Annotated in this window: 25 protein-coding genes and 1 other annotated feature; of the genes, 13 read left to right on the forward strand and 12 right to left on the reverse strand. The window is 38.8% G+C overall.

The window, feature by feature from the left end; translation table 11 throughout:
* Positions 1-38 precede the first annotated feature (38 nt).
* The 8 genes from H9W84_RS11790 to H9W84_RS11825 all read right to left on the reverse strand — a co-directional run bounded on the left by H9W84_RS11790 (position 39) and on the right by H9W84_RS11825 (position 8,986).
* A protein-coding gene (locus H9W84_RS11790; RefSeq protein ID WP_156652133.1) for an IS3 family transposase occupies positions 39-1,261 on the reverse strand; the annotation gives its coding sequence in 2 pieces (ribosomal slippage) (positions 39-985 and positions 985-1,261; 1,224 coding nt in all).
* Positions 870-986: a sequence feature (AL1L pseudoknot), on the reverse strand. Its footprint overlaps the gene before it by 117 nt.
* Positions 1,236-2,855, reverse strand: a complete 1,620-nt coding sequence (locus H9W84_RS11795; RefSeq protein ID WP_239743992.1) for a hypothetical protein — start codon at positions 2,853-2,855, stop codon at positions 1,236-1,238. The genes H9W84_RS11790 and H9W84_RS11795 overlap by 26 nt, the downstream gene beginning before the upstream one ends.
* Before the next feature lies 1 nt (position 2,856).
* Positions 2,857-4,116, reverse strand: coding sequence for a tyrosine-type recombinase/integrase (locus tag H9W84_RS11800; RefSeq protein WP_239743995.1), 1,260 nt, complete (start codon positions 4,114-4,116; stop codon positions 2,857-2,859).
* Positions 4,117-4,176: 60 nt separating this feature from the next.
* Positions 4,177-5,427: a type I restriction endonuclease gene (locus H9W84_RS11805; RefSeq protein ID WP_239743997.1), complete on the reverse strand. Its 1,251-nt coding sequence runs from the start codon at positions 5,425-5,427 to the stop codon at positions 4,177-4,179.
* 21 nt (positions 5,428-5,448) lie between these two features.
* On the reverse strand, positions 5,449-5,883 hold the full coding sequence (locus H9W84_RS11810) for a type II toxin-antitoxin system VapC family toxin (RefSeq protein ID WP_275579781.1): 435 nt from the start codon (positions 5,881-5,883) through the stop codon (positions 5,449-5,451).
* Positions 5,883-6,134: a hypothetical protein gene (locus H9W84_RS11815; protein WP_239744001.1), complete on the reverse strand. Its 252-nt coding sequence runs from the start codon at positions 6,132-6,134 to the stop codon at positions 5,883-5,885. The genes H9W84_RS11810 and H9W84_RS11815 overlap by 1 nt, the downstream gene beginning before the upstream one ends.
* Before the next feature lie 85 nt (positions 6,135-6,219).
* A complete protein-coding gene (locus tag H9W84_RS11820; RefSeq protein ID WP_239744004.1) occupies positions 6,220-7,362 on the reverse strand; it encodes a restriction endonuclease subunit S in 1,143 nt (380 codons plus the stop codon).
* A gap of 145 nt (positions 7,363-7,507) precedes the next feature.
* Positions 7,508-8,986, reverse strand: a complete 1,479-nt coding sequence (locus H9W84_RS11825; protein WP_239744006.1) for a type I restriction-modification system subunit M — start codon at positions 8,984-8,986, stop codon at positions 7,508-7,510.
* A gap of 200 nt (positions 8,987-9,186) precedes the next feature.
* Between H9W84_RS11825 and parA the strand changes: the two genes are divergently transcribed.
* The 12 genes from parA to tnpC all read left to right on the forward strand — a co-directional run bounded on the left by parA (position 9,187) and on the right by tnpC (position 20,596).
* Positions 9,187-9,807, forward strand: a complete 621-nt coding sequence (parA, locus tag H9W84_RS11830; protein WP_050326025.1) for a ParA family partition ATPase — start codon at positions 9,187-9,189, stop codon at positions 9,805-9,807.
* 130 nt (positions 9,808-9,937) lie between these two features.
* Positions 9,938-10,144, forward strand: coding sequence for a hypothetical protein (locus tag H9W84_RS11835; RefSeq protein ID WP_007117288.1), 207 nt, complete (start codon positions 9,938-9,940; stop codon positions 10,142-10,144).
* 246 nt (positions 10,145-10,390) lie between these two features.
* Positions 10,391-11,002, forward strand: a complete 612-nt coding sequence (locus H9W84_RS11840) for a recombinase family protein (RefSeq protein ID WP_239744008.1) — start codon at positions 10,391-10,393, stop codon at positions 11,000-11,002.
* An 87-nt stretch (positions 11,003-11,089) separates the two neighbouring features.
* Entirely contained in the window at positions 11,090-11,404 is a 315-nt protein-coding gene (locus H9W84_RS11845) for a type II toxin-antitoxin system RelE/ParE family toxin (protein ID WP_227523139.1), read from the forward strand.
* A 3-nt stretch (positions 11,405-11,407) separates the two neighbouring features.
* Complete coding sequence (locus H9W84_RS11850; RefSeq protein ID WP_099808669.1) at positions 11,408-11,749, forward strand: helix-turn-helix domain-containing protein; 342 nt, start codon at positions 11,408-11,410, stop codon at positions 11,747-11,749.
* An 818-nt stretch (positions 11,750-12,567) separates the two neighbouring features.
* Positions 12,568-13,692 (forward strand): AOC03_06830 family ribosome hibernation factor, encoded by a 1,125-nt coding sequence (locus tag H9W84_RS11855; RefSeq protein ID WP_062333043.1) that lies wholly within the window; start codon positions 12,568-12,570, stop codon positions 13,690-13,692.
* Between the two features lie 65 nt (positions 13,693-13,757).
* A complete protein-coding gene (locus tag H9W84_RS11860; protein WP_239744010.1) occupies positions 13,758-15,500 on the forward strand; it encodes an alpha/beta-hydrolase family protein in 1,743 nt (580 codons plus the stop codon).
* A gap of 23 nt (positions 15,501-15,523) precedes the next feature.
* Complete coding sequence (gene nhaA / locus H9W84_RS11865) at positions 15,524-16,711, forward strand: Na+/H+ antiporter NhaA (protein WP_239744012.1); 1,188 nt, start codon at positions 15,524-15,526, stop codon at positions 16,709-16,711.
* Positions 16,712-16,799: 88 nt separating this feature from the next.
* A complete protein-coding gene (locus tag H9W84_RS11870) occupies positions 16,800-17,762 on the forward strand; it encodes a calcium/sodium antiporter (RefSeq protein WP_239744014.1) in 963 nt (320 codons plus the stop codon).
* Positions 17,763-17,986: 224 nt separating this feature from the next.
* The gene (locus H9W84_RS11875; protein ID WP_239743825.1) at positions 17,987-18,364 is read left to right on the forward strand and encodes a transposase; all 378 of its coding nucleotides are present in this window, start codon (positions 17,987-17,989) and stop codon (positions 18,362-18,364) included.
* 41 nt (positions 18,365-18,405) lie between these two features.
* Positions 18,406-18,777 (forward strand): IS66 family insertion sequence element accessory protein TnpB, encoded by a 372-nt coding sequence (gene tnpB, locus H9W84_RS11880; RefSeq protein WP_050325883.1) that lies wholly within the window; start codon positions 18,406-18,408, stop codon positions 18,775-18,777.
* Positions 18,778-18,856: 79 nt separating this feature from the next.
* Positions 18,857-20,596 carry an IS66 family transposase gene (gene tnpC / locus H9W84_RS11885; RefSeq protein WP_050325882.1) on the forward strand — a complete coding sequence of 580 codons (1,740 nt, stop codon included), beginning with the start codon at positions 18,857-18,859 and terminating at the stop codon, positions 20,594-20,596.
* A gap of 213 nt (positions 20,597-20,809) precedes the next feature.
* Here tnpC and H9W84_RS11890 read toward each other — a convergent pair whose 3' ends face one another.
* The 4 genes from H9W84_RS11890 to H9W84_RS11905 all read right to left on the reverse strand — a co-directional run bounded on the left by H9W84_RS11890 (position 20,810) and on the right by H9W84_RS11905 (position 25,594).
* Positions 20,810-24,064, reverse strand: coding sequence for a P-loop NTPase fold protein (locus H9W84_RS11890; RefSeq protein WP_239744016.1), 3,255 nt, complete (start codon positions 24,062-24,064; stop codon positions 20,810-20,812).
* Positions 24,065-24,073: 9 nt separating this feature from the next.
* A complete protein-coding gene (locus tag H9W84_RS11895; RefSeq protein ID WP_239744018.1) occupies positions 24,074-25,009 on the reverse strand; it encodes a reverse transcriptase family protein in 936 nt (311 codons plus the stop codon).
* A complete protein-coding gene (locus tag H9W84_RS11900) occupies positions 25,002-25,280 on the reverse strand; it encodes a helix-turn-helix domain-containing protein (protein WP_159771963.1) in 279 nt (92 codons plus the stop codon). The genes H9W84_RS11895 and H9W84_RS11900 overlap by 8 nt, the downstream gene beginning before the upstream one ends.
* 74 nt (positions 25,281-25,354) lie before the next feature.
* Positions 25,355-25,594, reverse strand: coding sequence for a hypothetical protein (locus H9W84_RS11905; RefSeq protein WP_239744020.1), 240 nt, complete (start codon positions 25,592-25,594; stop codon positions 25,355-25,357).
* A gap of 532 nt (positions 25,595-26,126) precedes the next feature.
* On the opposite strand from H9W84_RS11905, the gene H9W84_RS11910 reads away from it, so the two are divergent.
* Positions 26,127-26,573: a hypothetical protein gene (locus H9W84_RS11910; protein WP_239744022.1), complete on the forward strand. Its 447-nt coding sequence runs from the start codon at positions 26,127-26,129 to the stop codon at positions 26,571-26,573.
* The last annotated feature ends 116 nt before the right edge of the window (positions 26,574-26,689 follow it).

Consider the following 26,689-nt stretch of genomic DNA (forward strand, 5'->3'; position numbering starts at 1 on the left):
GAACTGTCCTGGTTTTATTGGAGACAGGTTTACTTGAGTCAGGCAGCATGACCTGACAGATTTAATGAACAATAGTAGATATTTTCCGCATAAATAGGTGACACATATCCATTGGTAGAATGCAATCGTTCATGATTGTACCAGTGTACCCAATCAAGGGTCGCTAGAGCAACATCATTTACACCATCCCATTCTTGTTTTAAGTAATCGATCACCTCCGCTTTATACAGCCCATTGACGCTTTCAGCTAGGGCATTGTCGTAAGAATCACCTGTCGTGCCGACTGAGGCAGCAAGTCCAGACTGTTTAAGCCGTTCACCGTATTTAATCGATAGATACTGACTACCCTTATCGGAATGATGAATCACCCCTTTAGGACGGTCTCTGACATCTAGCGCCTGATTTAGAGCATCTAGCACTAGCTGAGTGTCCATATGATTAGATACTTTCCAACCCACGATAACTCGTTTGAACACATCGATGACAAAGGCGGTATAAACCCAGCCTGTTTTGGTCTTGATGTAAGTAAAGTCAGCCACCCACAGCTTGTTTGGGGCATCAGCAGTAAAGTTGCGTTTGACCAAATCAGCAGGCTTGTCTTGATCCTCTCTCGGCTTAGTGGTAATTTTGCCTTTACCCCGCCATACGCCTTGTATGCCAAGCTGTTTCATCAGGCGTTCAACCGTGCAGCGACCTAATTTGGGCATACCATCTTGCTTAAGCTTATGCCAGACTTTACGAATGCCGTATCGACAGCCACTGTCTTGCCAAATCTGTTTGATTTGCGCCATGAGGTGTTTGTCGCTTTGTTTGCGTCGACTTTGCTTGTCTGGATTTGCTTGCCCATCTTTGATGCGATAGTAGGTGGATGGGGCAATTGGCAGTATTCTACAAATCGGCTCGACCCCATACTTTTTCCTTTCATCATCGATGAATTTGACCATCACTTGTGTGGGCGGCCGAGCTCCGCCTGGGCGAAAAAAGCGGCTGCCTTGCGAATGATTTCGTTCGCTTGTTTGAGTTCTCGGTTTTCTCGCTCAAGTTCAGCGATACGAGCAGCTTGGCTTTGAGTAGTAACGGTCACAGGATTTTGCCTAGCTAGGTGCTTTTGATGCCATGAACGTAGGGTTTCAGGTGTGCAGCCAAATTTAGGGGCAATGGCTTGGATGGCCGCCCACAGTGAGGGATAATCTTTTTGTGATTCGATGAGTAACTCTACAGCTCGAGTCTTGACTTCAGTTGAGTATTGTTTGCTTTTCATAAGGGCATTGTCTCAGAGTTTTAGGTCTCCGACAATCCCGGGACGGTTCAATAAGTATTGCAGGTGAGTTTTGTATAAAAGAAGGGTTAAGCGCTATTTCAAGACGTTTTAGATAAAGATGAGAAACCAACTTATAGCAATAATCATAGCTTAAAATATCTTTATGATGCACACAAAATAAACAACCTTCGGGATTCACACAATCGGGTAGAGCAGTCCTTTCTTCACTTTTAATTTTTTGCGGATTTTGACAATTATTTGAGCACAACCCAATAGCTATTTTGATGAGATTTTGACTGTTGAAATGACCCAATTGCTTCAAAGCTTCTTTTTCATTTGTTTTTTGATAATGTCTTCTAAAGGTAGTGTTCTCATGAGACATCAAGCTTAAAACTGCTGAGGCATCGTCTGCATTATCAAATAACCAATTTGCTTTAAATTTCCTTAACTGTAAAGGGGAGACATATTCAAAATTGATAGTTTTGCAGAAATTTCTTATAACATGTAATTTACGAGAAGAAACATCTGCTTTAATTTTCTCTCTCCCTACAAAAGGGAAAAGATAACTATCGTCATTAAAACCAACCTTTCTCAGCCATTGTATGTAATTATCGAAAATAGCCCTATAAGCTTTATAACATTTAAAACTAGCTTCCCCATTTTTTCGATTTTTATAAACAGTAACAGAGTATGCAAGATACTCATCATCTTGGGTCTTCCATCTGAAATCAGTTAGTTTTAAATCAAGAGCCTGTGACAAATTCATATTGGTTTGACTGATAAAAATTAGCAAATCAGCTTCAATACGAATATTCAATAAATTACTTCTTCTGTACCTGTCTAATAGCGATTCATCCTTATTTAATGCTCGTCTTCGTTCGATTGCATGCTTAATATCTGCACTGCTCATCTTTTGGCAATCTAAATCAACTACCTTCATGTTACCTTTTAAATATACTTCATTGCCATTTGGTAATTTGATTAACAAAGGCAACTCACCTCGCACAGCTTCGATAGTTAGCTGTTCAACTAAAGTTTTTAATAATTGACCGAACGCAAAAACATCTGATTCGCTAACAAGCATAGTTTCTTTTTGTTGCGGTTTAGCTTTAATATTTGTTCGCAACATAAGCGATTTCGAGTTTGGATAGTCTTGTAAAGGCTGCGATAGTGTAATAATTCTTGCAACTGAACAATATCCTTTATAGGCTTGATGCTCATTTAATTTTTCTTCTTTAACCCTCAAAATATCTGAATTCACCCATGCAATGCAATTTTCAGCTATATGTTCTTTTGATATGTACTTGTTCTCAAGCTCACACCATCTCATGAAGTTACTAAATCTTTCCAACTGAGTTATAACTGTGCTTTGAGATGCTCCACTAGTGATTATTGAATTAAAATATTCAAAAAGGTTCGATATCAATTCAACTCGTTCAGTTAGTATATCGCCATATCTATTCGCTTCTATAGATTTATAAACAGTTTTTCTGTTTTCTAGCACTGCGTTTTTGTAAAGAAAAACAGATAAATCCCATTTATATGCGTGTGAACCATACGAAAGTTTATCGAGACAAAAATCGAGAGATGGCATCTTACAGACCTAAAAAAGCTTTAGTGTATTCGTTAGATATTTTTGCAAGCTGTTTATTCTGCTCTATAAATTTGACATATTTCATAGTCGTTTTTTCATCGCTGTGCATGCAGCAATCTTTAACAAAACTCACAGCACTTGCGACATCCATTTTGTTTAAACAGTACCGCATTAATATTGTGGCGAAAGTAGCTCTAGTCCTATGAAAATAAAAATCTTTGAACGCATAAACCCCTTCTTTTAATCCTTGTTTCCTTAGTCTATGAATGGCAACATTAACAGATTGACTATTATTATCTAAATATTTGTTCCCTCTAGCAGTCAAGAATAAATGGTCGGGAAATTCACTATTAAATGTTCTTTTTAATCGCCTAACACTACGGGCGTACTCAAGCAGTTCATCTTTAAGGTCTGTCGGAATGATAACGTTTCCAGTTTTAGAAAATTTTGTTTGAACGGGAGGGTGTGCTTGATTGCCAATTGTAATCATTCCCATGCTCATATCTTGCAAGTAAACAAAGTTCTTTTCATCAAGAGTTTCAACTTTTAAATCTGTAATGCTACCAACCCTCATTCCTGTATAGAAACCCAATTTAAGCATTAGGTATATTTCAATTGGAGCATGTTTTTTTGCAAAATTTAAAATTGAAATAACATCATCAGGGCTGATAGGTGACACACCATATTCCAAATCAATATTTGAAACATTCCTATTTAATTTTATGGCGAGGTCAGTTGTAGTTACATCAAAAGTGTGCTCAAAACCAAACTTGTTAAAAGCTGTTACTTTTAACTTCTTGTCTTCCCACATCTCTGTATTTTGGTCAATTAAGTTCTTTTTTTGCACCCATCGATAAAACTTAATGATAGCACGCATTCGATGGACTGCTGTGGAAGGCGAAATCTTTTGATTATTTCTCTCTTTAATTAACTCACCTCTGAAAATATAAAGACATCTATCGCTCTTTCTTTGAGGAAAAGTTAACCAATCCAAATCACTATAAGATTCAAGCCAAGAAGCATAGGCATTCAAGTGCATCATGTCGGTCTGAACTGTTTTTATGTTTCTATTCTTATCAAAAAACAAATCATAAGCGTAAAGATTGGCAACATCCCATGCAGAATTATCAGCCCAATAAATCTGTGGTAGTGAGATTAAAGCAAAATGCGGGGAATCTTGAGGAAATTCTTGAATAAATACTTCTTTAGAGCCTATCAATAAATCTTGGCGTTTAATATTTTGATATTCGATGCGAGACATAGCATTTGGTCATTATTAAAACTATTATGTCCATAATTGTACAAGATATTACTTACCATGTCAATGATATATGTAATGCTTACCTGTTGCCATAACTAGTAAGCCAGCTCTTTGATGACGGTCAAATGCTCCCAATATCGCTTTGATAGCACGAATTTGGTATTGACGTTCGACAATATCGGTATTGATAGGAATATCGCTTAATGGCTTTTGGTTGCTCACCGTTTGGCATTGACTGATTAAGCGGTTAAGTTCTTGTTGGGTATAGTAGCCTTGTACTTGTCTGGGTGGATAGTGTGTATCATCCCAAAGGTAGGTTTGATAACCATTGGTATAAAAAATGATAGGGCGTTTGCCGTACTGTTTTTCTAGACTATCAGCATACAATTTGGCTTGTTGCTGTCCTTCTTCAACGGATTTGGCGGTACGTTTGGCTTCGACCACCGCCAACGGAATACCATCATTACCCATCAGCACATAATCAACTTTACCATCACCCGATATTGAGGGAAAATCTTTAACCAACACTTCGGTTTTTAGGTTTTTATTCTTATGCCAACCTGCTTCTTCCAGCATTAAGTCAATCAGTAATGAGCGAGTTTCGGCTTCGTTGTAGTCGGTTTTATCAGGGTGTGTCTGATTGTAGGCTTGATTATTGAGTTTGGCTTGAGCCACTTCGGCACGTTTTTGTGCCAGCTCGCTATCAATCTCGGCAAGCAATTGCTCTTTTTGTTCAGCGTCGGCGGTACGTTCTGCCAGTTGCTGTTCAGTTTGTTTGAGTTGTTCGTGTTGTTTGGCGATTTGAGCTTCAAAAGCTTTATTCTGTTGCTGTAGTTCGGCGAGTTTGCTTTGGTAAAGGCTATGGATTTGCTCAGGATTAGGAATATTTTCAATTTTAAACTTGCGTGGTTCACTACGGTCAATGCTCGGACTGCCAAATTCACGGTCAAACCAAGTATAAACCATAAACAACTGGCTAATGATTTTGATAGCGTCTTGTTCGGTGGTTTTGGTGTTGGGGTTGCCGTGAATCACTCTATTGCCTGATTTGCGAATGACTTCCATTTTTTCCCAGATATAGTCTGGTACCAGTTTTTTAAAGGTCAAATCCGTCATTAACGTATGAAGCTTGGCATCATACGGCAGAACAAGGGTTTTATCGTATTTATACAGCCAAAAGACGAGCGTTTCTAACGATTGTCTAGCGGTTGTGATAGCAGCAGGCGGGTAAATGTAGATGAGTTTTTCCGCTCCGATGGCGGTTTCTGCAAGGCTTGGAAACTGGTCGGCGATAAAAGCGAAATTACTCATAGGTCGGCTCTAAGACATGGTTTAACTGGTGGAAGGTTGGTAGGTAAAAGGGTTAATAATATCGACTGCAATACCATCAAAATCGCTGACATTGCGCGTGACTAAGGTCAAGCCATGTGCGATAGCCGTGGCAGCTATCCAAGCGTCGTTTTCGGGTTTTGGATTTGGAACATGTAAACCTGCACAGACATCGGCAATGTGGTCATTGATGTATAAAACACGCTTGTCAAAAATGCCTTTGACGCTGATATCAAACCATTGTTGTAGGCGTTTGCCTTGTTCTGGGTCGGTGCGATGTTTGCCCATAACGCCACGCTGTAGTTCCATCATGACCACGATTGACGTATAAAATAGATTAGGGTTAACTGAATTCACCCATGCGGTGACATTGGGGTCGGCTTTGCGATGTCTGATTTTCCGCATTTCGGAGATGACGTTAGTGTCTACTAGGTACATTAGTCGAAGATTTCCAAGCGGTGTTTTGGTGGCATTTGTCTTGGGAAAGGTTCTAGTTCAATGTCTGACACATCTGGATAGTCTTGCGACATGATAAGGTCGTAAACAGTTTGCGTTTGTCCAGGCTTGACTAATGATTCTATTTTGGCGATGAGTTCACCATTTTTGGCAAAGCTGACGCTTTCGCCTTGTTCGACTTTGGCGATGTATTGCTGAACTTCGGGGGGCAAGGTAGCAAGTTCGATTATCATGGCTATTCTCCCTTTTAGCTTTTTATGGCTTTATTTTTGTTGATTATTGGTATTGTAGCGTGATTGGTAGGTGCGGTCAAAAGGGTTAAAGTTCACCGTTAAAGGCTCGTTGCTGTAAAGATTGGAATAGGTTTTTTTGTTCATTGAGTTGTTTCAATAACGTTTGTTTTTGCTGTTCGATTCGTGCAGCAGTTTTTGCAAAGCTATTCTGTAATTCTAATTTTGGATTCAATATTTCTATTTCTTTAATCATAGTTAGGTTAAAGTTTTTTTGACGAACACCCCTTTGTTTTTGCTTTAAATGTTCCTTAATAAGTTGTATTTGATGATAAACAAAAAGCTTATTCGCTAAATTGTCATTAATTTTTGCAAAAGCAATAGCTTGATTGCAAGCAGAATCAATAGTCGTGATGCTTGATTTTAAACCTGCTGTATCATACATGCCTAGTAATAAAGAACCTATGGGAATTAATTTTGTGGATGAGTTTTCAATTGCTTCAATACTAATTTTTTCAATGCTGTCAGAAACATAAATATTGTTTAACTCTCCAGAAGTGTACCAAGGTATTGTTCCATTAAAAAATGTCTTGTTGCTTCTTGATGGTGTACCGCCACTTGCCCAATTACCAAGTTTTCCAAGTTGAATATAGTCCAAATTTTTCGGATTGGTCACAGGGTCGCCGAACATATCAATAAACGTGGCTTGTAGCAGTTCGTCTAGTTTTTCGATGGATTGCTGGCGTTTTTGGCGTAACTCGTCCGCTTTATCCAAAATCTTGGCAATGCGTTTTTGCTCGGATAATGGGGGTAATGGAATTTCATAATTCCAGAACTCAGACATTACCATTCTTGGCATCTTTGCCCCCGCTACGACATTACTTGCAAATTTTAAAAAACTTTCTGACCTTAAGAAATATGCTAAGTATTTCGGATAAATTAATTCCTCATTACAAACTATCGGGACTAGCTCGCTTGTAGCAAAACCATTCCTATCTGCGATAACAACCTTATTCAAGTAAGGTCGCAATTTAGAATATAGAACGGTACCCTTCTGAAAATATATTGTAGAACTTCCAATTCCCTGAAATGGTACTTCTTCATAATTTAAAACTTTACCAGTGTTCGATTCTATTTGGTCAAGATTTAGTAACCAAACTTTTTCCATTATCTCAGGTTTAACCTTTGCATTTGACTTTAAATCTGACAAATTAATTTTTTGAAAGCTCACTGTAAAACCTTAATAAATTTTTTGTATTCACTTACACAAATGATAAAAAGAAACTTTGATAATTATTTCATTTACTCATTTGAAAAATTTATCAAAACATCAAATGAAATAATTATCAAAAACTCAAAACATCGAATGAATTAAATCACGAAATCAATGCCTTAAGTTCTTTCAACCCGTCCGCAATCTCACCTTCCAACCGCTCAATATCCGCCAAAATATCCAACGGCTTGCCATATTCGACCGACCCATAGACCACTTCTTTATACCGATTAATCGACAAATCATAACCATTTTCGGCAATCTCAGCCTTCGGCACAAAAAAACTTTGCTCCGAACGAGAGCGATTTTCTTCATTCTCAAGATGATGAAATCGAGCAATAATATGGGGAATATTATTCTGCTCATGCGAATCGCCCAAAGGCGTGCGTTTATCGTCAAGGCTATAACCATCCGCCTGCATATCATAAAACCAAACCTTATCCGTACCGCCAGACATGGTCTTGGTAAAAATCACAATCGCCGTCGAAACCCCAGCATACGGCTTAAATACCCCAGACGGCATCGAAATAATCGCTTCTAACTGCTGTTTCTCGACCAACTCTTGGCGAAGCGTCTTGTGAGCTGTACTTGACCCAAACAACACCCCATCAGGCACAATCACCGCCGCACGACCGCCAATCTTCAGCATCCGCAAAAATAAAGCGATAAATAACAACTCGGTTTTTTTGGTCTTCACCGTTGCCAACAGATTTTTGGCGGTACTGTCATAATCCAAACTACCTGCAAACGGCGGATTTGCCAAAATCAAACTAAACTTATCAGCGATATCGGCATGGGCTTGGGATAATGAATCACGGTTTTCAATATTCGGATTCTCAACCCCATGCAACAGCATATTCATCGACCCAATGCGTAACATCGTGCTGTCGAAGTCGTAGCCAAAAAATGTGCCATTGTTATAACGCTTGGCAGCGTCGGCATTGGCAAAGATTTCGCTTTGGTAATGGTCGTTAAGATATTCACTGGCAGCCACCAAAAAACCAGCCGTACCACATGCAGGATCGCAAATCGTATCGGTGGGTTTGGGTTGCATCAATTCAACCATCATCTTAATAATATGTCTCGGTGTACGGAACTGACCATTTTGCCCAGCCGAAGCGATTTTACCAAGCATATACTCGTAGATATCGCCTTTTGTATCTTTATCATCCATCGGTACATCGGCGACTAAATCCACTACCTTAGTCAAAAGTGCAGGCGTTGGAATGGTAAAACGTGCGTCTTTCATGTGGTGGCTATAAGTGGTATCGTCTTCTGCCCCTAAGTTTTTGATAAAAGGAAAAACTTCATTCGCGACCACGTTATACAATTGTGACGCATCGCCTAACGTAGTAAAACGTGACCAACGTAAATGGGCTTGCGATTCATCAAAAATCGGATTAACAATTGGCTGTTTTAGACGATTGGCTTTTTTCTCTTTGACCAGTTGCAATTCATCCAGTCGGCGGATAAATAGCAAATAAGTCATTTGCTCCATCACTTCAAGTGGATTCGAAATTCCCCCACTCCAAAACGCATTCCAAATTTGATCAATCTTATTTTTGATATCGCCTGTTATCATGTTTAACACCTAATCTTTTCAATTCGCCAATCTTATCATGCTTAAAGCCTTGATAATAGTGGATTCTAGTAATCATCAAATGATAATATATTCATAATTTCAAATGATAAAATGAGTAAATATTATTAAGCATCAAAGTTTCATTTGAATGAAATATTAACTATGATAAAATGAGTAAAACGTATAATGAGTAAATGAGTATGAAAACAATTGCAATACTTAATCAAAAGGGTGGCTCGGGTAAAACCACAATTTCTATCAATATGACAGAAGCACTACGTCGTCAAGGTAAAAATGTGGTATTGGTTGATAGCGACCCACAAGGCTCTGCTCGAGATTGGGCAGCAGCAGCCGAAGAATGTCCGTTTCCTGTAGTGGGAATAGATCGCCCAACTATTGATAGAGATATTAAAGCCATCACTGATAGAGACTTTATTATCATTGACGGAGCCCCTCAAATTGCTAACCTAGCAGCCAGTGCTATTAAAGCTGCCGACATTGTACTGATTCCTGTTCAACCGAGTGGTTTGGACGTTTGGGCGACCGCCGATATGGTGGATATCATCAAACAGCGTATCGAAATAACCGAAGGCAATCTTAAAGCAGCTTTTGTTATTAACCGTGTGATTAAAAATACCAAAATTGGTAATGAAATTTTGACAGTAATCGCTGATTATGGGTTACCTGTTTTAGAAACTGTCATTCATCAACGTGTCGCATATGCCAGTACCATTTCTGAAGGACAAACCATTTTCCAAGGTAGTCATCTTGACGCCATTAAAGAAATGAACGATGTAATAAATGAGGTTTTGAGTTTATGATGATTTGATAAAAAATACCTTTGTTCAAATGTTCAAATGTTCAAATGTTCAAATGTTCAAATGTTCAAATGTTCAAACGAGTAAATGTTCAAACATTAAAATTAACAAATATTAAAATGAGTAAATGATTATGAAAGCAGGTCGTCCTAGCGCCAATGGTAAAGAATTCACCCTTGAGCAATTAACTAACCCAGAGCAAGAGATCAATAAGCGAGTAAATATTGAAATTCCCGTTTCAATGCATTCAGCTTTTAAAGCGTTAGCTGCAAAACGGAATAGTACAATAAAAGATGAATTGCAGAAGTTAATTGAGCTTGAATTAGCCAAAGAAATGTAATTGATAAAATGATGATATGAGTAAATAATCAAAGAATCATTTACTCATAAACTCATTAATTAAAAGCCTTTATGGTTAATAGGTTTAATTAATTATAAAATATATTCACGAAAACCTATTGTTTTTCGTGATTTTGTAAATCAGCGCCAATTCGGCGCTTTTTTATTCCATTTATTTCACGATAAAGCCAAATAAATCTAAATATGATAAGATGGGGTAATTATCTTTTATCGTGAGAATTTTACCATGAGTTTAATCGGTTATGCTCGAGTATCCACATCGGAAGGGAAACAACTCCTTGACCGTCAAGTTGATGCCTTGAAAGAAATCGGCTGTGAGCGAATTTTTGAGGATAAGGCATCGGGAAGTAACTCCCAACGTAAAGGATTGGATGATTGTCTCAACTATTTACGAAAAGGCGATGTGCTCGTTGTGTTGGATTTGGATAGGTTAGGGCGGTTAGCCAGTGATCTTATAAAGCTAATTGATGAACTGGCTGAGAAAGACATTGGCTTTAAAGCGATTAACTCACCAATGGATACGACAACACCTGCTGGTCGGGCATTTTTACAGATTCAAGCAGCCTTTGCTGAGATGGAACGCAATATTATTCGCCAGCGGGTGAAAGAGGGGATTGCTGCTGCTCGTGCCCGTGGTCGAAAAGGCGGACGCCCTAGAATCATGACGGCTGAGAAACTTCGTTATGCCCAGCATTTAATGGCTGACCAAACCAAAAGTATTCCAGCGATTTGTAGGGAGCTTGGTGATATTCCGAGCAGTACGCTGTATCACTATGTGACGGCGAAAGGGGAGCTTAAAAAAGCGGGAGTTGATTTGATGAATATCAGCACTAACTAAAACGTTGAAGAGCAATCCAGTCAAAATCATGAATATGAAGGCTTATTGACAATGTAATGCAAAGTATTATAATTAAGACTGTATTTTATGAATTATGAAACTATGTACACTATCGTAGAAACTGAAACGTTTAAAAAGCAAGCTGATAAGTTTTGGACAACGGAAGAAAGGCTTGAGTGTTTTACTCAGATAGCTAGTGATCCATTTATTGGTGATGTGATTCTTAAAAGTGGCGGTTTTCGCAAAGTACGGTGGTCTCGGGCAGGTATGGGTAAGCGTGGTGGCGTTCGTCTCATTTACTTCAACGTATTAGAAGATGGACTGATTGTGATGTCTTACTTCTATGCAAAAAATGAACAAGAAAATATTTTGGCAAGTGAGCTTCAAAAGCTAAAAGGATAACTGATGAAAACGAATTTTCCTAAAGACTTCGATGTTGAAGCAGCGGTTCAAGCGATTATTGATGATGAACCTGATTTGATAGCAGAGCGAGACAATTTGATTGAAGCATTAAACCAAACCAAAGCAGGTATCTTTGCACGTACGACAGAAATATCAGATACGGCTCAAGTCCGCCGTAAAGCAGGTTTATCGCAAAGTCAATTTGCCAAAGCCTTAGGTATTTCTGTCAATACGTTAAAATCTTGGGAGCAAGGTCAGCGTAAACCGAGTGGCTCAGCGCAAGTCTTACTTAAATTATTAGGCAAAAAACCTGAGTTAATTGATGAGATTGCTCATTTTGCATAGTACTTGAGCCCTTCTATTAAACACCTTTTAGTGAGTGTAATCGAAAGTTTCTTATAAGCTCTGTTTAAAGATGTGTTGAACGCTGATTTATAGATAGGTTAATTTACAAAAATAGGCATAAACTTAAGAAAATAAGAAACTCTATGAAAACATCTGTTTTCCGTAGGCTAGTTCTATTATCACGCGAATCTATAATGGTATAATACTCGACAAAATTCCTTAGCGTGCAATATGACCCGAATTCTCAGATAACCCCTGGTTAAAGTGTGGCTTGTTTTTTTACACTCTACCTTATTCGATATCAGCAAAGAATTAGGGAAATATAGTCACAGAAACATAAAAGTGATACAAGGCAGGCGAACGAAACTGTACAAATAGTACTGTGAGTGAGCCTAACGCCGTAGCACTTTCTGTCTTCGAAGACTATAGCAGTCTAGCCGCTTTCGGATAAGCCAAGGCCACGTTTGTGAGTGCATTTATATCTACCCTTTGACCCAAAATTTTGTTTCTAGACATTAAGTTAGTTATAAATGGCAGATTAGGTATGAGACCATTATCGTTTATCCCAGTCTAGAACTTTTGAAATCTACGTCTTTTATAATACTCGTTTTTATTGTTCAAACGATGCTAACTATAACATTGCCATATATAAGCGATACAATATTTTACTTTTAATTCTTATTATGATTGATATAATCAAATTTTAGCTTAAATATGAAAAATAAATTCTATATTTTGCTATATTTAGAAATATATTTTCTTATTATTTTTTGTTTTTGATATTTATTTTTTATTTAATTTTAAAATGGGAGTTACACATGAATAACATCAATTTAAAAGAAACTTTTAAAACATTGCGTGGGCAAACAGGTAATCCAGCGGTTAGCGTATTTATTCCGACCCACCGTACTTTCCCAGACAATGAGCAAGACGCAATTGCCCTAAAAAACCAACTTAAAATCGTCGAAGAACGTGTCACCAATGAATACGACAAGCGTGTTGCTGCAAGTGTGATGGAAAAAATCCATGCCCAAACCGATGAGCTTGACCATAACTATAACTTAGATACGCTGGCTGTGTTTGCCACGCCTGAATCTGCTCAAGTGGTGCGTTTGCCCTTTGATGCCGCTGAGCGAGTCATCATTGGTGAAAAGTTTGCGACCCGTGACCTCATGCGTAACTTATCAGAAGGGGTTGGCTATTATGTGTTGGTAGTTACGCCTGAAAAAGCCCGTCTGATTGAAGGCGTGAATAATCGTCTGGTTGAAGAAATTAAAGGCGGTAGCGAACGTCAACAAACAATGAGCGAGTTGACCTTCCCTATTAACAACTCAACGCTACCCAACAACAGTAAAGCAGACCGTACAGGCTCATCAGACGATGATATGTACTTAAAAGAGTTCTTTAACCGTGTTGATAAAAGCTTGCAAGAGCTTTATAACAAATCACCACTACCTGTGATTTTGGTGGGTGATAGCCACAATATGGGGTTTTATGAAAAAGTGTGCGACCGCCCTGATATGATTATTGGTAAAGTCGATAATTTAACATATTTAAACGACAGCAAGCCAGAGGACATTATTGCTGGCGTTCAAGACATCGTTGAGCAAAAGCGTCAGACTCGCTATGAAACTGCCAAAGGCGACCTTGAAAAAGCTCGTAATGAAAAGATGGTGCGTACTGATTTGCAACAAATTTATCGCTCGGCGTTTGAAGGCAATGCGGTAACGCTATTGGTTCGTCAAGGTCATAGTGTGCCTGCGAAGATTGATGAGAAAGCACAGACCCTACAAGTCCAAGATGATGCTACTGCTGAGGGTGTAACCGATGATGCGGTTAGTGAAATCATTGAATTGGTTAGCCATAACGGTGGTGAGGTGGTATTTGTACCCACTGAACAAATGGATGAAAAGGAGCCGATTGCGTTGATTACTCGTTACTAGTCGTCGAATCGTTTACAATGAAGGGTACGACAATGGTCTTACCCTTTTTTTATTGAGTAAAATAGATGAATAATACGCATTTGGTCGCTCAATGGCTACAGCGACAGATTAAAGATAGTTCAGCAGTTGGGTTAATGCTGGGTTTTTTTTGTCTATATGTGTCCTATGTACCAATGTTGTTGCCACGGGTCTGGTGGTTGCAGGCAATCAGTGGTGGCATTAACGCTATCGTTGGTTATGCGTTTGGAATGCTGTTGGGTCTTATAGGGTATTGGTTACAGCGTTTATTAAAAAACTCCAATCATCAAGCAGCTATCAACCACCTAAATATCTTACCAATAATGACGATGGTATTAGGATTTTTAGGTGCGATTGGTTTTGCTTTTTATCATTACCAGATTACTGCCAAGATTGCCCAACAGGTCCAGATAACACCGCCGTCATTGCTTAATGTCAGCGGGGCTATGCTCTTAAGTCTATTGCTTTGGGGGTTGGTCGTGTTTATCGCTCGCTTGATAAAGCAATTGGTGTTGATGGGGGTAGAACGTGGCTTTCCACAGTTTTCTACTACCACAAAAATGAGTATGAAGGCAGGGGCTTTTTTACTACTGATTGTCGGATTGGTTACGTTAAGTCGAGATTATATCTGGCACAAAGTTGTCGAGAAAGTCGCCTATAGTGCCATGCAGCTTGATACCTCTAAACCCGATACCCTATCAGCCCCATTCTCACGGTATAAATCAGGGTTTGATAGTGGGCAAACGGGGCATAGTAATAAAGAAAAACCTGCCCAACAGTGGCAGGAGTTGGGGCATTTTGGACAACGCTTTGTCTCGCTTGGGGCGTCGCAGAAGGATATTAGCTTGCTGACAGGATTGCCTGCCAAAGAGCCGATTCGGGTATTCGTTGGTTTGAATCGTCAAGAACCTGATAAAGCGTTGTTAGAAAAAATGGTGCAGACCGCCCTTGATGAGATGGATAGAACGCAGGCGTTTACCCGCCGCTATATCGTGATACAAGGGGCTACAGGACGGGGCTGGATTGAAGAGTACAGCAGTCAGGCGGTTGAGTATTTGACCCAAGGCGATGTGGCAACGGTGGCGATTCAATACTCGTATTTACCCAGTCAATTTTCGTTTTTGTTGAATGGTGAGCTTGCCACGTTTGCCAATAGCGAGTTGATAAATGCCGTCAAACAACGTCTTGAGCAAATGCCGATTGATAAACGCCCTAAACTATTGCTTGCAGGAGAGTCGTTAGGGGCGTATGCCAGTCAATCGCTTTTTAACAATTATGATGATATCATTAATCGTATTGATGGGGCGGTGTGGGTGGGAACGCCAAGATTTAGCCCACTATGGCAACAACTGGTGGCGAATCGGAATAAAGGTTCGACAGAAGCCTTGCCTATTATTCACAGCGGACAACATGTGCGATTTATGGATAATCCTGCCTCATTAAAACAACTGACAAATGATTGGCAGTCACCACGAATTGTATTTTTGCAGTATGCGACAGACCCTATCGTGTGGTGGTCGTCCAAGATGCTATGGCAAGCACCTGACTGGATGGCAGAACCCAAGGGTCGAGGGGTTAGTCATTTACCTAGATGGTTGCCTGTGTTAAGTTTTTGGGAATTATCTCTGGATATGCCAGCGTCTAACCAAACGCCTGCAGGATTTGGTCATATTTATGAAGATGACATCGTGTATGCGTGGGCGGCGGTACTCGATAATTCACAAGTTGACCCTAAGCAAGTGGCAGAAAGAATTGAACAGCGAATAGTATTCACAAAAGAGAATAAATAGCTATTTTTATATTAGGAGGGTCTATGAGTAATTTTCAGCAAACGCTTAAGCGGTTTTTTGCGATGGATGCAGCGGCTGGTATTGTTTTAGCCATCGCTGCACTACTGGCAATGATTGTTGCCAATTCGCCATTGCAAGAAAGCTATGAGCATTTATTGCATTTTCCGATTGCGATAAATTTTGGTGATTTCGTGGTGAAACACCATTTGCTTCATTGGATTAATGATGGGTTAATGGCAGTGTTTTTCTTTTTAGTGGGGCTTGAGCTTAAACGTGAAATGATGGTAGGGGAATTGTCCAACCCACGCAACATCATTTTACCTGCACTCGCTGCCATGGGCGGCATGGTGTTTCCTGCCTTAATTTATTTGATGTTTAACTACCAAAACCCTGATTTTGCTAAGGGTTGGGCGATTCCTGCGGCCACGGATATCGCCTTTGCGTTGGGGGTATTAACCTTACTGGGTAGCCGAGTGCCGCTGTCGCTTAAAGTGTTTTTAACCTCAATTGCGATTTTCGATGATATTGGGGCGATTTTAATCATTGCTTTGTTTTATTCCAGTGGGTTAAACCTAGCCGCCTTAGGGGTTGCCGCTTTAACGCTTGCAGTATTGTTTATCATGAATCGTTTTAATGTCACTCGTATTTCTGCGTATGTCATTATTGGATTGGTGTTATGGGTGGCGATGCTTGAATCGGGTATTCATGCCACGATTGCTGGGGTATTGCTGGCGATATTTATCCCAATGACTGATTCGGCAAACCCTAAAATCTCACCGTTAAAAGAACTTGAGCATGATTTGCATCATACAGTGAGCTTTTTGATTTTGCCCGTATTTGCCTTTGCCAATGCAGGGATCCATTTTGGGGGAGCGGAAGGAGGCTTTATGGCGTCACTCACCCACCCTGTGTCATTGGGCATTATCATGGGATTGCTAGTCGGTAAAATACTGGGTGTGATGTTATTTAGTTGGCTTGGGGTTAAGCTAAAGCTCGCCAATCTGCCACAAGGCATGAACTGGGGTCAAGTAGTTGGTGTCGCTGCCCTATGTGGCATTGGATTTACCATGAGTTTATTTATCGGGAGCTTGGCGTTCGCAGGATTGGAGATTAAACCGTTTGATGAGCGATTAGGGATTGTCATGGGTTCAGTTTTAGCAGGCATTATCGGTTATTTTTATCTGAATAAGACATTGCCAAAACAAGCCTAGCCTTTAACTATCCTATACCTAAAATGCGTTTTTATCATTGATAGCGGTAAAAACGCATTTTTTAATTAAATAGCAAAGTGAGTTTTTTATGTTGATTGCGATTGTGGCATTTTTAGTGGGGCTAGCTATACTGGTGTGGAGTGCCAACGTGTTTATTGATGGGGCAACGGATTTGGCCGTTTCTCTTAAGCTACCTAGTTTTTTAATCGGTGTGGTGATTATTGGGGCAGGTACATCGGCACCCGAGTTTGTAGTTGCTATTTTATCCGCCTTATCGGGGACACCAAGCTTAGCAGTAGGCAGTGCTTTTGGCTCAAATATTGCCAATATTGCATTGATTCTGGGGGCAACTGCTTTAGTGGCTCCCATTGTGGTACGACGTGGTATTGTTCGTTTTGATATGCTGATGCTACTGATTGCAACAGCATTGCCTATGATATTGTTATTTGATGGTTCGTTATCTAAGATGGATGCTTGGATACTGTTGGCGGGACTCATCGCTATTATGGGCGTTCAGATTATCGGTAGTCTTAACGCTCCTCAACCTAAAGAAAATATTAGTCATGAAAAGAAAAGTATTGTTAAACCTCTTCTAATGCTGTTAGGTGGCTTATTTCTCTTAGTTATCAGTTCAAGGGCAATCGTTTGGGGTGCAGTAAAACTCTCAACACTGTGGGGAATGAGTGAGTTTATTATTGGGTTAACGATTGTTTCGATTGGCACGTCTCTGCCTGAGCTAGTATCGTCGATTGTGGCTGCCCGCCGTGGTGAAACTGACATGGTCATCGGTAATATTATTGGCTCGAATACATTCAATATGCTAGGCGTTATGGGAGTGGCAGCGGTCATTGCACCATTTAGCATTGAGCCTAGTGAAATTATTCGAGATATGTGGGTATTGGGCATAGCCACAGGGTTGTTGTTTGTATTATCAGTTTGGGTGGTGGTGAAAAAACCCCAGTCGGCTTATTTGCACAAAGGCAGTGGCATACTTTTTTTATCGGTGTATATCGGTTATCTATGGATACTGCTACAAGGTGAATCCTTTTAAAGGGTTAATTAAAATAAATCATAGGCAATATCACAGTAAAGGGGGAAAATATTGATCGATTTTATGGAAATTTTCAAAAGATAATAACATCTAAAAAACGTCGGTTTTTTAGACATTTTATTTCGGGGTAAATTTACCCCATTTGTAAGCATCCGACCATCCCATCTACCACCATTCTAAAAAATACGAGATAGTGCCCACTAAAAAATGAAGTGGGCACTAGAATGGCACAAATAGACATAACCAAACCGAAGCGACGAACGTACAGCAAAGAGCTCAAAGCCTATCTCGTAGAACAAGCCTTAACAGGCGAACGCTCGATAGCGAGGCTAGCTCAAGGTCATGGCATTAACCCAAACTTATTGCAGAAATGGATAAAAGCTGCCAGAGACGAGAAAATCGCAGCAACTCAACCATTAGCCAACCCAAACTTCGATATTAACCTCATTGAACATGAGCCTGTCTTTCTGCCTATCACCCTGCAATCTAGAAGCCATCACGAACAAACACCACAAGCAACTGCCTTAGCTCAAACCATCACAGGCGTAGAACTACAAATTCCCAGCCATAACGGGACGCCCATAAAACTCACCATCGACTAAATTGACAATTACAGCCTTATTGAATTACTGCGGGGGCTACAATGAACCCCCTTATCAACCCCCAACAAATTTGGCTATCCACCACTCCCATGGACATGCGAAGTGGCAGTAATAAACTACTCGCCTTCATCCTACAGCACCACCCAGGCATCCGCCCAAACTGTGCCTACCTATTTTACAACAAAGCAGGCACCCGGCTAAAAATACTCATCCATGACGGCCTGGGCATATGGCTATGCACCCGAGCACTGGATGATGGCAAATTTCACGGACTTGGCGAACGTCTCATGCGACATCACAGCCTAACCAACCCAACCACAGGACTTACCATTAGTCATGAGCAATTTAACGCCTTGGTTAGTGGACTGTCTTGGCATAACCTAGGCAAAGATATACTCACCCCGCTTACCTGACTTTAGCATAAAGCCGCTAAATCTCAACTATCACCGCCTATTTACTGACAATGCAGAGCGGTTATGGCAAACTCATACCATGACCACCGCCCACCCATCCGACCCAACTGCGCCAAGCTATGCTGATTTATTAGCCCAAAACGCTCGGCTTCAACAGCAGCTTGACGCACAAAAACAACATTACCAACAGCAAGCAGCGCAACTCAAACAGCAATACCAACAACAAATGGACGCTCAAAGGCAGCAATACGAAGCTAAGCTTGCTCGCATTAACCAAGAGCTCACTGACGCCATCACCAAACAGCAACGTCTTATCCATCGGCTGTTTGGGCAAAAAAGCGAAGGCTTAACCCCCAAACAAGACCACCTAAACAAAGAAACCGCCCTAGAAGACCTAGCCTTGCTTGAACAAGCCCATGACAACTTCTTAGCCAATCTTAGCGATGACGAGCGAGCCAAACTGGTTGCTAGCAAGCCGATTGATACGCAAGAAAAAGGCACACAATCAGAAACACCAACCAAACCCAAACGACAAAAACGCCTCGTTATCCCTGACAACCTCGACATTCACACCATCATCCACGAACCACCGTCAACCACCTGTGAATGTGGCTGTCAAATGACGCAAATTGGTCAAGATGTTCAAGACAAACTCGGCTTTAAGCCAAAGCAGTTTTACCGAGAGCGTCATGTTTATCCTAAATACATTTGCCGTAACGCTGAGTGTAACCGTGAAAAGCTGGTTCAAGCCAAAACCGACGCCCAAATCATCGATAAAAGCATTGCCACGCCTGCGCTACTGGCTCATGTGCTTATCAGTAAATACGCTGACCATTTACCCCTGTATCGCCAAAGCCTGATTTATCACCGTAGCGGGGTGTATTTATCTGATTCAACCTTGGCAGATTGGGTGGGACGTTGTGGGGTACAGCTTGGGTTTTTAGTTAATCGCTTACGCCAGATGATACTTACCCAACCGATTCTGCATGCCGATGAAACCCCAATAAAGGTGTTAAATGGCTATGGGGTAAAAGACGTGAAAGGCAAACTAAAGCAAGGCTATGTGTGGGCGTATGTGACCCCAAAGCACAGCCCAATCAAAGCGGTGGTGTATGATTTTGCCCAAGGTCGGGGTAGTGAGTATCCCAATGCTTTTCTGCAGGGCTTTAAGGGCAAGCTTGTTTGCGACGGCTATAACGGCTATAAGCCATTATTTGGGCGAGGGGTGATTGAAGTGGGTTGTATGGCCCATGCTAGGCGTAAGTTTCATGAGCTTCATGTGACAGGGCAGAGTCTTATTAGCATTGAGGCATTAGAACTGTTTCAAACCCTGTATGCCGTTGAACGGGAGATTGATGAGCGGTTTGAGAAAAACCAAACCCCACTGCCCAGAGATGCTCAAATAGTTAGGCAAGTCAGGCAAGAGAAGGCAAAACCAGTTGCGGATAAACTTTATGCGTGGTTACAACAGAAACGCTTAGGCACGACTAAGAATGCCAGTATTACTAAGGCAATTGAGTATTGTTTGAAACGCTGGACGGCGTTAACTCACTATTTGGATGATGGCAATTTGCCGATTGATAATAATTGGGCAGAGAATCAGATGCGCCCTTGGGCTCTCGGGCGTAAGAATTGGTTGTTCGCAGGGTCGCTTGAGAGCGGTCAGCGGGCGGCTAGTATTATGTCGCTTATCCAGTCAGCTAGATTGAATGGTCTTGACCCGTATGCGTATTTGGCAGATGTGTTGAGTCGTCTGCCGACGCATCCTGATAGCCAGATTGATGAGCTGCTACCACATGTCTGGATACCACCTCAATAGGGGTATGGTCGGGGGCTTACCCCCATTTTTTTAGCCTATTTTTGTATATTAACTTGTCAATAAAACACCATATAATAAAACCTTAATTTTAGCTTTATAGAAAAAATATTCGCAGACAAATTTTTAAAATAAAGATATTTGTGAAAATCGGCTACGCCCGCACATCGACTCTCGACAAAGATTTTGATCTACATCCCTGCTAACTTGTATTTTCTAGCGTTGGAATAATTTTTTCATTTTTTTAAGTGTAGCCAATTCAGGCATTACTTCGTCTGACTTCTCATATTCTTTGATTAATGTTTGAACCTTAGAATTAAGCGTTTCATAAGTCTGCGAATCTGGTTTAAAACCTGCATTTAATAGCCATTCCAGTCGGTTAATTTTTTTATTATCAAGCCATAACTCAATACGTTTAATAGCGTCTTCCATATTAAGATTACTGGAGTCTTTCCAATAATTAGACACAAAATCAAACCCTTCTTCTGACAAATTATCCCGAGTATAACTGAAATATGGATTCAGATATTGAGCTAATTTAGTGTGTCTATCCATGACATAGTCGTGATTATTCATAATAGTTTGCCAAACAATAAATTGCTCTTTATCTTCGTTCTCAAGCATTTTGCCAAACCAGTAATAAAACGCATCACTAAATTTATGGTCAAGTTTTACAGGGTTTTTTATTAACTTTAATAACTCTTTTTGGCCATCTAGGTTTTTAATCCATGTTTCTTTTGTTATTTTTGAGATTATATAAATTACTCTATCTCTATTAGTTTCATCACCCTGTTGTAAAATCAGGAGCATAACTGGACTGAATTGGACAGGACTACTTTCAAAATCATCTTGGACTGTTGGATTTATTGGTGAATGAATTAGAACTTTATTCACAAAATTATGAATCTCATCCTCATCTTTCATATCTTTGGTATAAGAATTTAAATAATATATCGCTTGTGATTTCTGATCAAACAAAGCCGCCTCTGATTTTTTTAATAATATTTCTAAAGCCTGCTTATTAGTTAAATCTTGAGCTAGGATAGCTATCAAGAATAAGGCATTATACTTTTTCAAGAAAGTCATTGTTTTATTAATGTTTTCTTCAGACGCTGTACTCCAGAAGGTTTTATTTTCTGTTTTAACGTTTGCTGTATGTTTTTGTAATTCTGATTTAAATATTAAAGCAGTCAAAAAGTTAAGCGAAGGTACTTGCTCGATATCTTCATTTTGTAATACCTGATTATAATATGGATTTTCTTTAAGTATCTTCTGAACTTCCAAGAAATTAAATTTTACGAGCAGTGCAAAAGTTAGCTCATACACCAAATCATTATTACGCTCCCTACTATTTACATCTTTTTGGAAGAATTTTTGTAACTCGGTATTAGCAGATGCCCAATAGCTCACTTCTTCCAAATATGGCAAAGAGTTGATTAGTAATTGAAGTCCTTCTTTATCTAAAGCATTCGGATTAGAAAATATTTCTGTTATCCATTTTTGGAATGCTTCTTTACTAGGTAAAAATTCTTTAAAGATTGTAGTAAACTTTTGTTGTAAAGAAAGCCACTTACTCCATTCATTCTTATCTTCAAAAACGAAATAATTACTAACTTTAAAATTTAAGGAATTTTTGGCCAAATCTATTAACCCTCTATATTCACGCATAGGGTCATTATTTTTTATATTATCAAGATTACCCAAAAATTGTTTTGATAAAGCTCTCAAAGAATTATTAAGCCAATTGAACTGTTGATTATCACCTAAAGAACTTATCATCAACGCTAATGTATCACTGTAGTGAAACTCATCATTTAGAACCCATTCATCAGTTTTAATCTCACGCCATTTTAACAATAGAGTTTGATTGAAATTTTGAAGCTTGCCAGGGTTTCCTTCTAATTCTCTATTAATATAATTAGTTAAATCAACAATCGCCCGTGACTTGAAATCACTATTGTTGTCGATAAATTCTCTAAAATTATTTTCCCAAGTTAACCAAAAAACCTGCTTGTGAGCCTCTATCAAGGATTTTATGGTTGAGTCTTTTGCTTCTTGTATTGCTAATTTGATGCTATCTTTCAATAAAAGCTCAGTTCCAACTTCTTTTCTGACACCAAATAATTGTCCTGCTAATTCATAAGTGGTTTCTACATCATCTACTAAAAGCTTTGCTTGTTCGTTTTCTAGCAAAAACTGTTTGATTTTCTGTTCATCATATTGCAGTCTTAAATATGAATATACTGCAATAGATTTAGGTGTGAATGCACCCTGCCATTTAAAGCCATTAATGGCAACCTGATTAATCCAAGCTCGTATGTTTCTCGGTGTTGGTGTCAAGTTTTTATTCGAAATGATTCTACTATATTCGGCTAATATGCTATTTTTATCATTCTCTCCCCATCCTATTAAAGCTTTTTCCATAGCATTTTGGCAGTAGCTCAACCAACCTGACATAATAGGTTGGGGAATTTCTACTCTGACTTGAAAGCATTTATCCAGGAATGAAATCGCAGACTCACTATCCTCATTTTCTTTATCCCAAATAGAGGCAAATCCTTTCTTATCGTAAGGGACGATAAATTGGACTATATGCTTTACTACGTTTGGTTGATCTGATAATGAACGTGATTGAAAAAATGTTTGTAATGTTGACCATACACTTTTAGCTTGTTCAGGATCAACACGGTCAAGATTATCTATCACAATAATGATATGTTTAATACCATATTCAGTCTTAGCACTGTTAATAATTCTTTCAAATAATTGTTGAAACTCAATAGAGGTTTTTTCGCCTTGTTCATTGATGTCTTGGCGAATAGTTTCTGTAGATTCTTTGGTGAAAAAATCCCAATTCTTTTTCCTAATAGATTTAGTTGAATTTTGTTCAATAATAATTTCATCACCCCAAATCATCCAATACAGAAGTACAAGTAATGGAGCAGAAATGAGTAAAGAACCTATAATTAAGACTGAAAGATGACTCTCCCAATATTTTAAAATTGCCGTACCTAATGGAATTAGAAAAGCTGAAAAAGCTAAGTATTTTCCTAATGGCGATACTGTTTTATGAGCAGTGATGTCAATTGTTTTGACTTTTCCTAAAATTTCTTTATGTATTTTGTCTAGGCCAGGTTTTATTTCTTGATTTTTAGATTTTAAGTCTTGAATTAAAGATTCTAAAAAAATCTTTCTCAAAGGATCATCTTTGTGAGCCCAAGTATCAAACATAAAAAATAAGACATCTTTGTTATCTTGCATGACCTTATTTTTAAACATGTTGATAACAGTTGATTTTCCAGAACCCCAAACACCTTCTAATCCGATAGTAATATCCATATTCTGAGATTTTTTTACGACTTCATACAACACATCCGCACTTTTTTCATGTGTCTTATGTTCAAATAAGTCTCTATCAGATACGGTATCTGATAATATTTCAAAAGAATAGTTATTGTTATTATTCGACATTCATAGTACCTACGGTTTAATCTTTTGTAATCTAGCCAAAAGTTTATTCGCTTCCTCTATATGTAAGCGTTTTATCTTCTGGACTCTGCCCATTGTGGTATTAAAAAGTTTTTCATACTCTGACGATGATTTGGACTTCGAGAAATGTATCTCACATTCGTGAACTGCTGCTCGAATTGCACTTCGTTCTTTTTTATCAAAGGTTGGTTTGTTAGTTACAACATTCACCCGATGAACCTTTTGTGAAGAGCCTTTGGGCATAATATGATGTTTTTTTCGATTTGGCTTAACGCCACAGCTCTGTAACATCCCATAAGTTTTTGCTATTACCTCAGTTTTATGCTCAGAGGTAATAACTTTCGGACTAGAGATTGTAATATCATCAACAAAACGAGAATAAGTAAAACCTTGACTTGTCAAGGTATCAACAAGCAACTGCTCTCTATTCCAAAAAATTAAATTACACAAATAACCACTGGTTTTAGCCCCTTGCACTAAAAAGCCTTGATAAGTGACCAAGTTTGTTAAACACTCACAAACCACGGGAGCAAATTTAAAAAAACGGCTCCACACTTGATAAATGATAGTACGACTAACACTTGAGAAAAAATTGGTGATATCTTCGCTAATCACCACCTGCTTTGCTGTGTGCATAGCCGTATTCGATAGATAGTCTCTATGTGGTACCCCGCCTTGTATATAATCAGGGTAATCAATAATTCTAAGGAAATTTTTAACAATTTTGGCATGAATGGTTTTTAATCTATCTCTAACGTCGTAGGTATCTCTATATGAGCCGTCAGCCTTTTGAATTGACTTTACCTTAAAATAAAAGTTATTGGCATTTTGACTCAAAAAGTCTAGCTCGGCTACTGTGGTATCAAGTACGATAGCCAATTTCTCTAAACTTGCTATCGGTCTATGTGGATAGGCAAATTCAGCCATCTTGGCTGTCCATCAATGATAGTGCCAATGATGACAATTGGTCAGTCAATTCTTTGCTCAGTTCTGTTTTATCAGAAGCTAGAAATACAAGAATACTAAGAGGAATATTTAATGCATTGCTAAGTTTTTCTACGGTAGAAAGGCTAGGATCTCGTTTACCCTGTTCGAGGAGTGATAGATAAGAAATAGAGATATCTGCATCTTTTGAAAGCTCTGTCCTTGTTAAACCTTTTTGCGTTCTACAAAGTTTAATCGCTTTACCAATATTCATAACAGCTACCAATTATAGTGAAATTTGGGAAATTGAATAAAAGTAACCTGCTGTCATAGGTAGAGCGGTTTAGACTACATAGGCAAGTTACTAATAATTCGTTCGATACATGGAACAAAATTTAGCATCTGACCGAAAATCCTTAGAATCTCTAATGAACTAACTGCTTTTTGCTGTTGTTCACAGTCCTCTAAGTCTTTAATTGCCTGTTTAAACCACTCACGATGACTGTCATCCATAGCATCATGTGTTTCTATCTGCAACGCTTTTAGGGTTTCGATAGCCTTCTTCAAATTAACGTGTGAGTAACACATAGGAATTATCCTCTACAATCGGTGCGAGATTGCACCAGTTGTCAAAACAATGTCGAACCGAATTGAAATGCTATGGATAACGCAGGTTACTCTACCTTTTTGTTTACCAGTTGTATTAGCCCTAATGAAAGGGGCCAAGATTGCTTCGCACTGGTCGCTGAGGTGTGAGCCCCAACTCAGATTACAATAAAAACTGTAATCGATATCTAAAAGATACCACGTTACTCGTTCAACTGAGGATTGTTCTTTTTGAAGAAACATCAGGATGGTTCATCCTGTCATGAAAATATTATAATAATTAACTTTTAAAATAGCAATTATATTTTGACTGATAGTCAAAATATAATTGCTATAGTGATAAAAAATTTGCTTATTGTTGATAGTAACCAGTATTACTTGATGATTGAAAGCTAAAATAATAAACAACATTATGTGTCGTTTATTATTTCTAATAGCTATACAAATGAAACAATATTGATTATTTTAATGATATTTCAAAGTTTCTTATGACCTGAAATTAGGGAGTAAATCTATGATGCTGTCTCAGCTTCATTTCATTCCAGTAGCATCAACTAGCGTTAGTCCTGTTATTAGACTTAATTCATTCCATAACAACCCTGTTCGTAAGAAATCCAGGCGTTATATGGAAAATAAGGTTATTCCTTTAATTAATGAATTTTATGACAATTTTTATTCATATCGGAATCTATCTTGGAAAGATGCGATACTTATCATTCTATTTTTTATATTCATGGCGGGTGCGGTTTTTGCTACTTTTAAGTTTCATAATTCTTCATCACAATTGAATAATATTTTGCTTTTTATGTGTTATATGCCAGTAATAATTTTGCATCCTATGATTTTAAATCGACATGAGAAAAATATTGCAGAAAGATACAATAGGTGTTATCAAACAAATTTCTATAGTATCACTGAAGCTCAAGAAGATTGGTTAGAACGTAAATTTGGAGAAAACTAAGGTACTCCCCAATGTCTAGACCAAATAATCACAAAATTAAGATAGAATTGGGTTGATAAAGCACAGTATTATCCGAACTATTGTTCAAATAAACCTGTGCAGGGGTATGGTACTCA

It is taken from the genome of Moraxella tetraodonis (assembly GCF_022359095.1).
Lineage (GTDB): Bacteria > Pseudomonadota > Gammaproteobacteria > Pseudomonadales > Moraxellaceae > Faucicola > Faucicola tetraodonis.

Coding starts and splice junctions, on each gene's coding strand:
- H9W84_RS11795 (WP_239743992.1), bottom strand. CDS start 2,855: ATGCCATCTCTCGATTTTTGTCTCGATAAACTTTCGTATGGTTCACAC.
- H9W84_RS11800 (WP_239743995.1), bottom strand. CDS start 4,116: ATGTCTCGCATCGAATATCAAAATATTAAACGCCAAGATTTATTGATA.
- H9W84_RS11805 (WP_239743997.1), bottom strand. CDS start 5,427: ATGAGTAATTTCGCTTTTATCGCCGACCAGTTTCCAAGCCTTGCAGAA.
- H9W84_RS11810 (WP_275579781.1), bottom strand. CDS start 5,883: ATGTACCTAGTAGACACTAACGTCATCTCCGAAATGCGGAAAATCAGA.
- H9W84_RS11815 (WP_239744001.1), bottom strand. CDS start 6,134: ATGATAATCGAACTTGCTACCTTGCCCCCCGAAGTTCAGCAATACATC.
- H9W84_RS11825 (WP_239744006.1), bottom strand. CDS start 8,986: ATGATAACAGGCGATATCAAAAATAAGATTGATCAAATTTGGAATGCG.
- parA (WP_050326025.1), top strand. CDS start 9,187: ATGAAAACAATTGCAATACTTAATCAAAAGGGTGGCTCGGGTAAAACC.
- H9W84_RS11835 (WP_007117288.1), top strand. CDS start 9,938: ATGAAAGCAGGTCGTCCTAGCGCCAATGGTAAAGAATTCACCCTTGAG.
- H9W84_RS11840 (WP_239744008.1), top strand. CDS start 10,391: ATGAGTTTAATCGGTTATGCTCGAGTATCCACATCGGAAGGGAAACAA.
- H9W84_RS11845 (WP_227523139.1), top strand. CDS start 11,090: ATGAATTATGAAACTATGTACACTATCGTAGAAACTGAAACGTTTAAA.
- H9W84_RS11850 (WP_099808669.1), top strand. CDS start 11,408: ATGAAAACGAATTTTCCTAAAGACTTCGATGTTGAAGCAGCGGTTCAA.
- H9W84_RS11855 (WP_062333043.1), top strand. CDS start 12,568: ATGAATAACATCAATTTAAAAGAAACTTTTAAAACATTGCGTGGGCAA.
- H9W84_RS11860 (WP_239744010.1), top strand. CDS start 13,758: ATGAATAATACGCATTTGGTCGCTCAATGGCTACAGCGACAGATTAAA.
- nhaA (WP_239744012.1), top strand. CDS start 15,524: ATGAGTAATTTTCAGCAAACGCTTAAGCGGTTTTTTGCGATGGATGCA.
- H9W84_RS11870 (WP_239744014.1), top strand. CDS start 16,800: ATGTTGATTGCGATTGTGGCATTTTTAGTGGGGCTAGCTATACTGGTG.
- H9W84_RS11875 (WP_239743825.1), top strand. CDS start 17,987: ATGGCACAAATAGACATAACCAAACCGAAGCGACGAACGTACAGCAAA.
- tnpB (WP_050325883.1), top strand. CDS start 18,406: ATGAACCCCCTTATCAACCCCCAACAAATTTGGCTATCCACCACTCCC.
- tnpC (WP_050325882.1), top strand. CDS start 18,857: ATGACCACCGCCCACCCATCCGACCCAACTGCGCCAAGCTATGCTGAT.
- H9W84_RS11890 (WP_239744016.1), bottom strand. CDS start 24,064: ATGTCGAATAATAACAATAACTATTCTTTTGAAATATTATCAGATACC.
- H9W84_RS11895 (WP_239744018.1), bottom strand. CDS start 25,009: ATGGCTGAATTTGCCTATCCACATAGACCGATAGCAAGTTTAGAGAAA.
- H9W84_RS11900 (WP_159771963.1), bottom strand. CDS start 25,280: ATGAATATTGGTAAAGCGATTAAACTTTGTAGAACGCAAAAAGGTTTA.
- H9W84_RS11905 (WP_239744020.1), bottom strand. CDS start 25,594: ATGTGTTACTCACACGTTAATTTGAAGAAGGCTATCGAAACCCTAAAA.
- H9W84_RS11910 (WP_239744022.1), top strand. CDS start 26,127: ATGATGCTGTCTCAGCTTCATTTCATTCCAGTAGCATCAACTAGCGTT.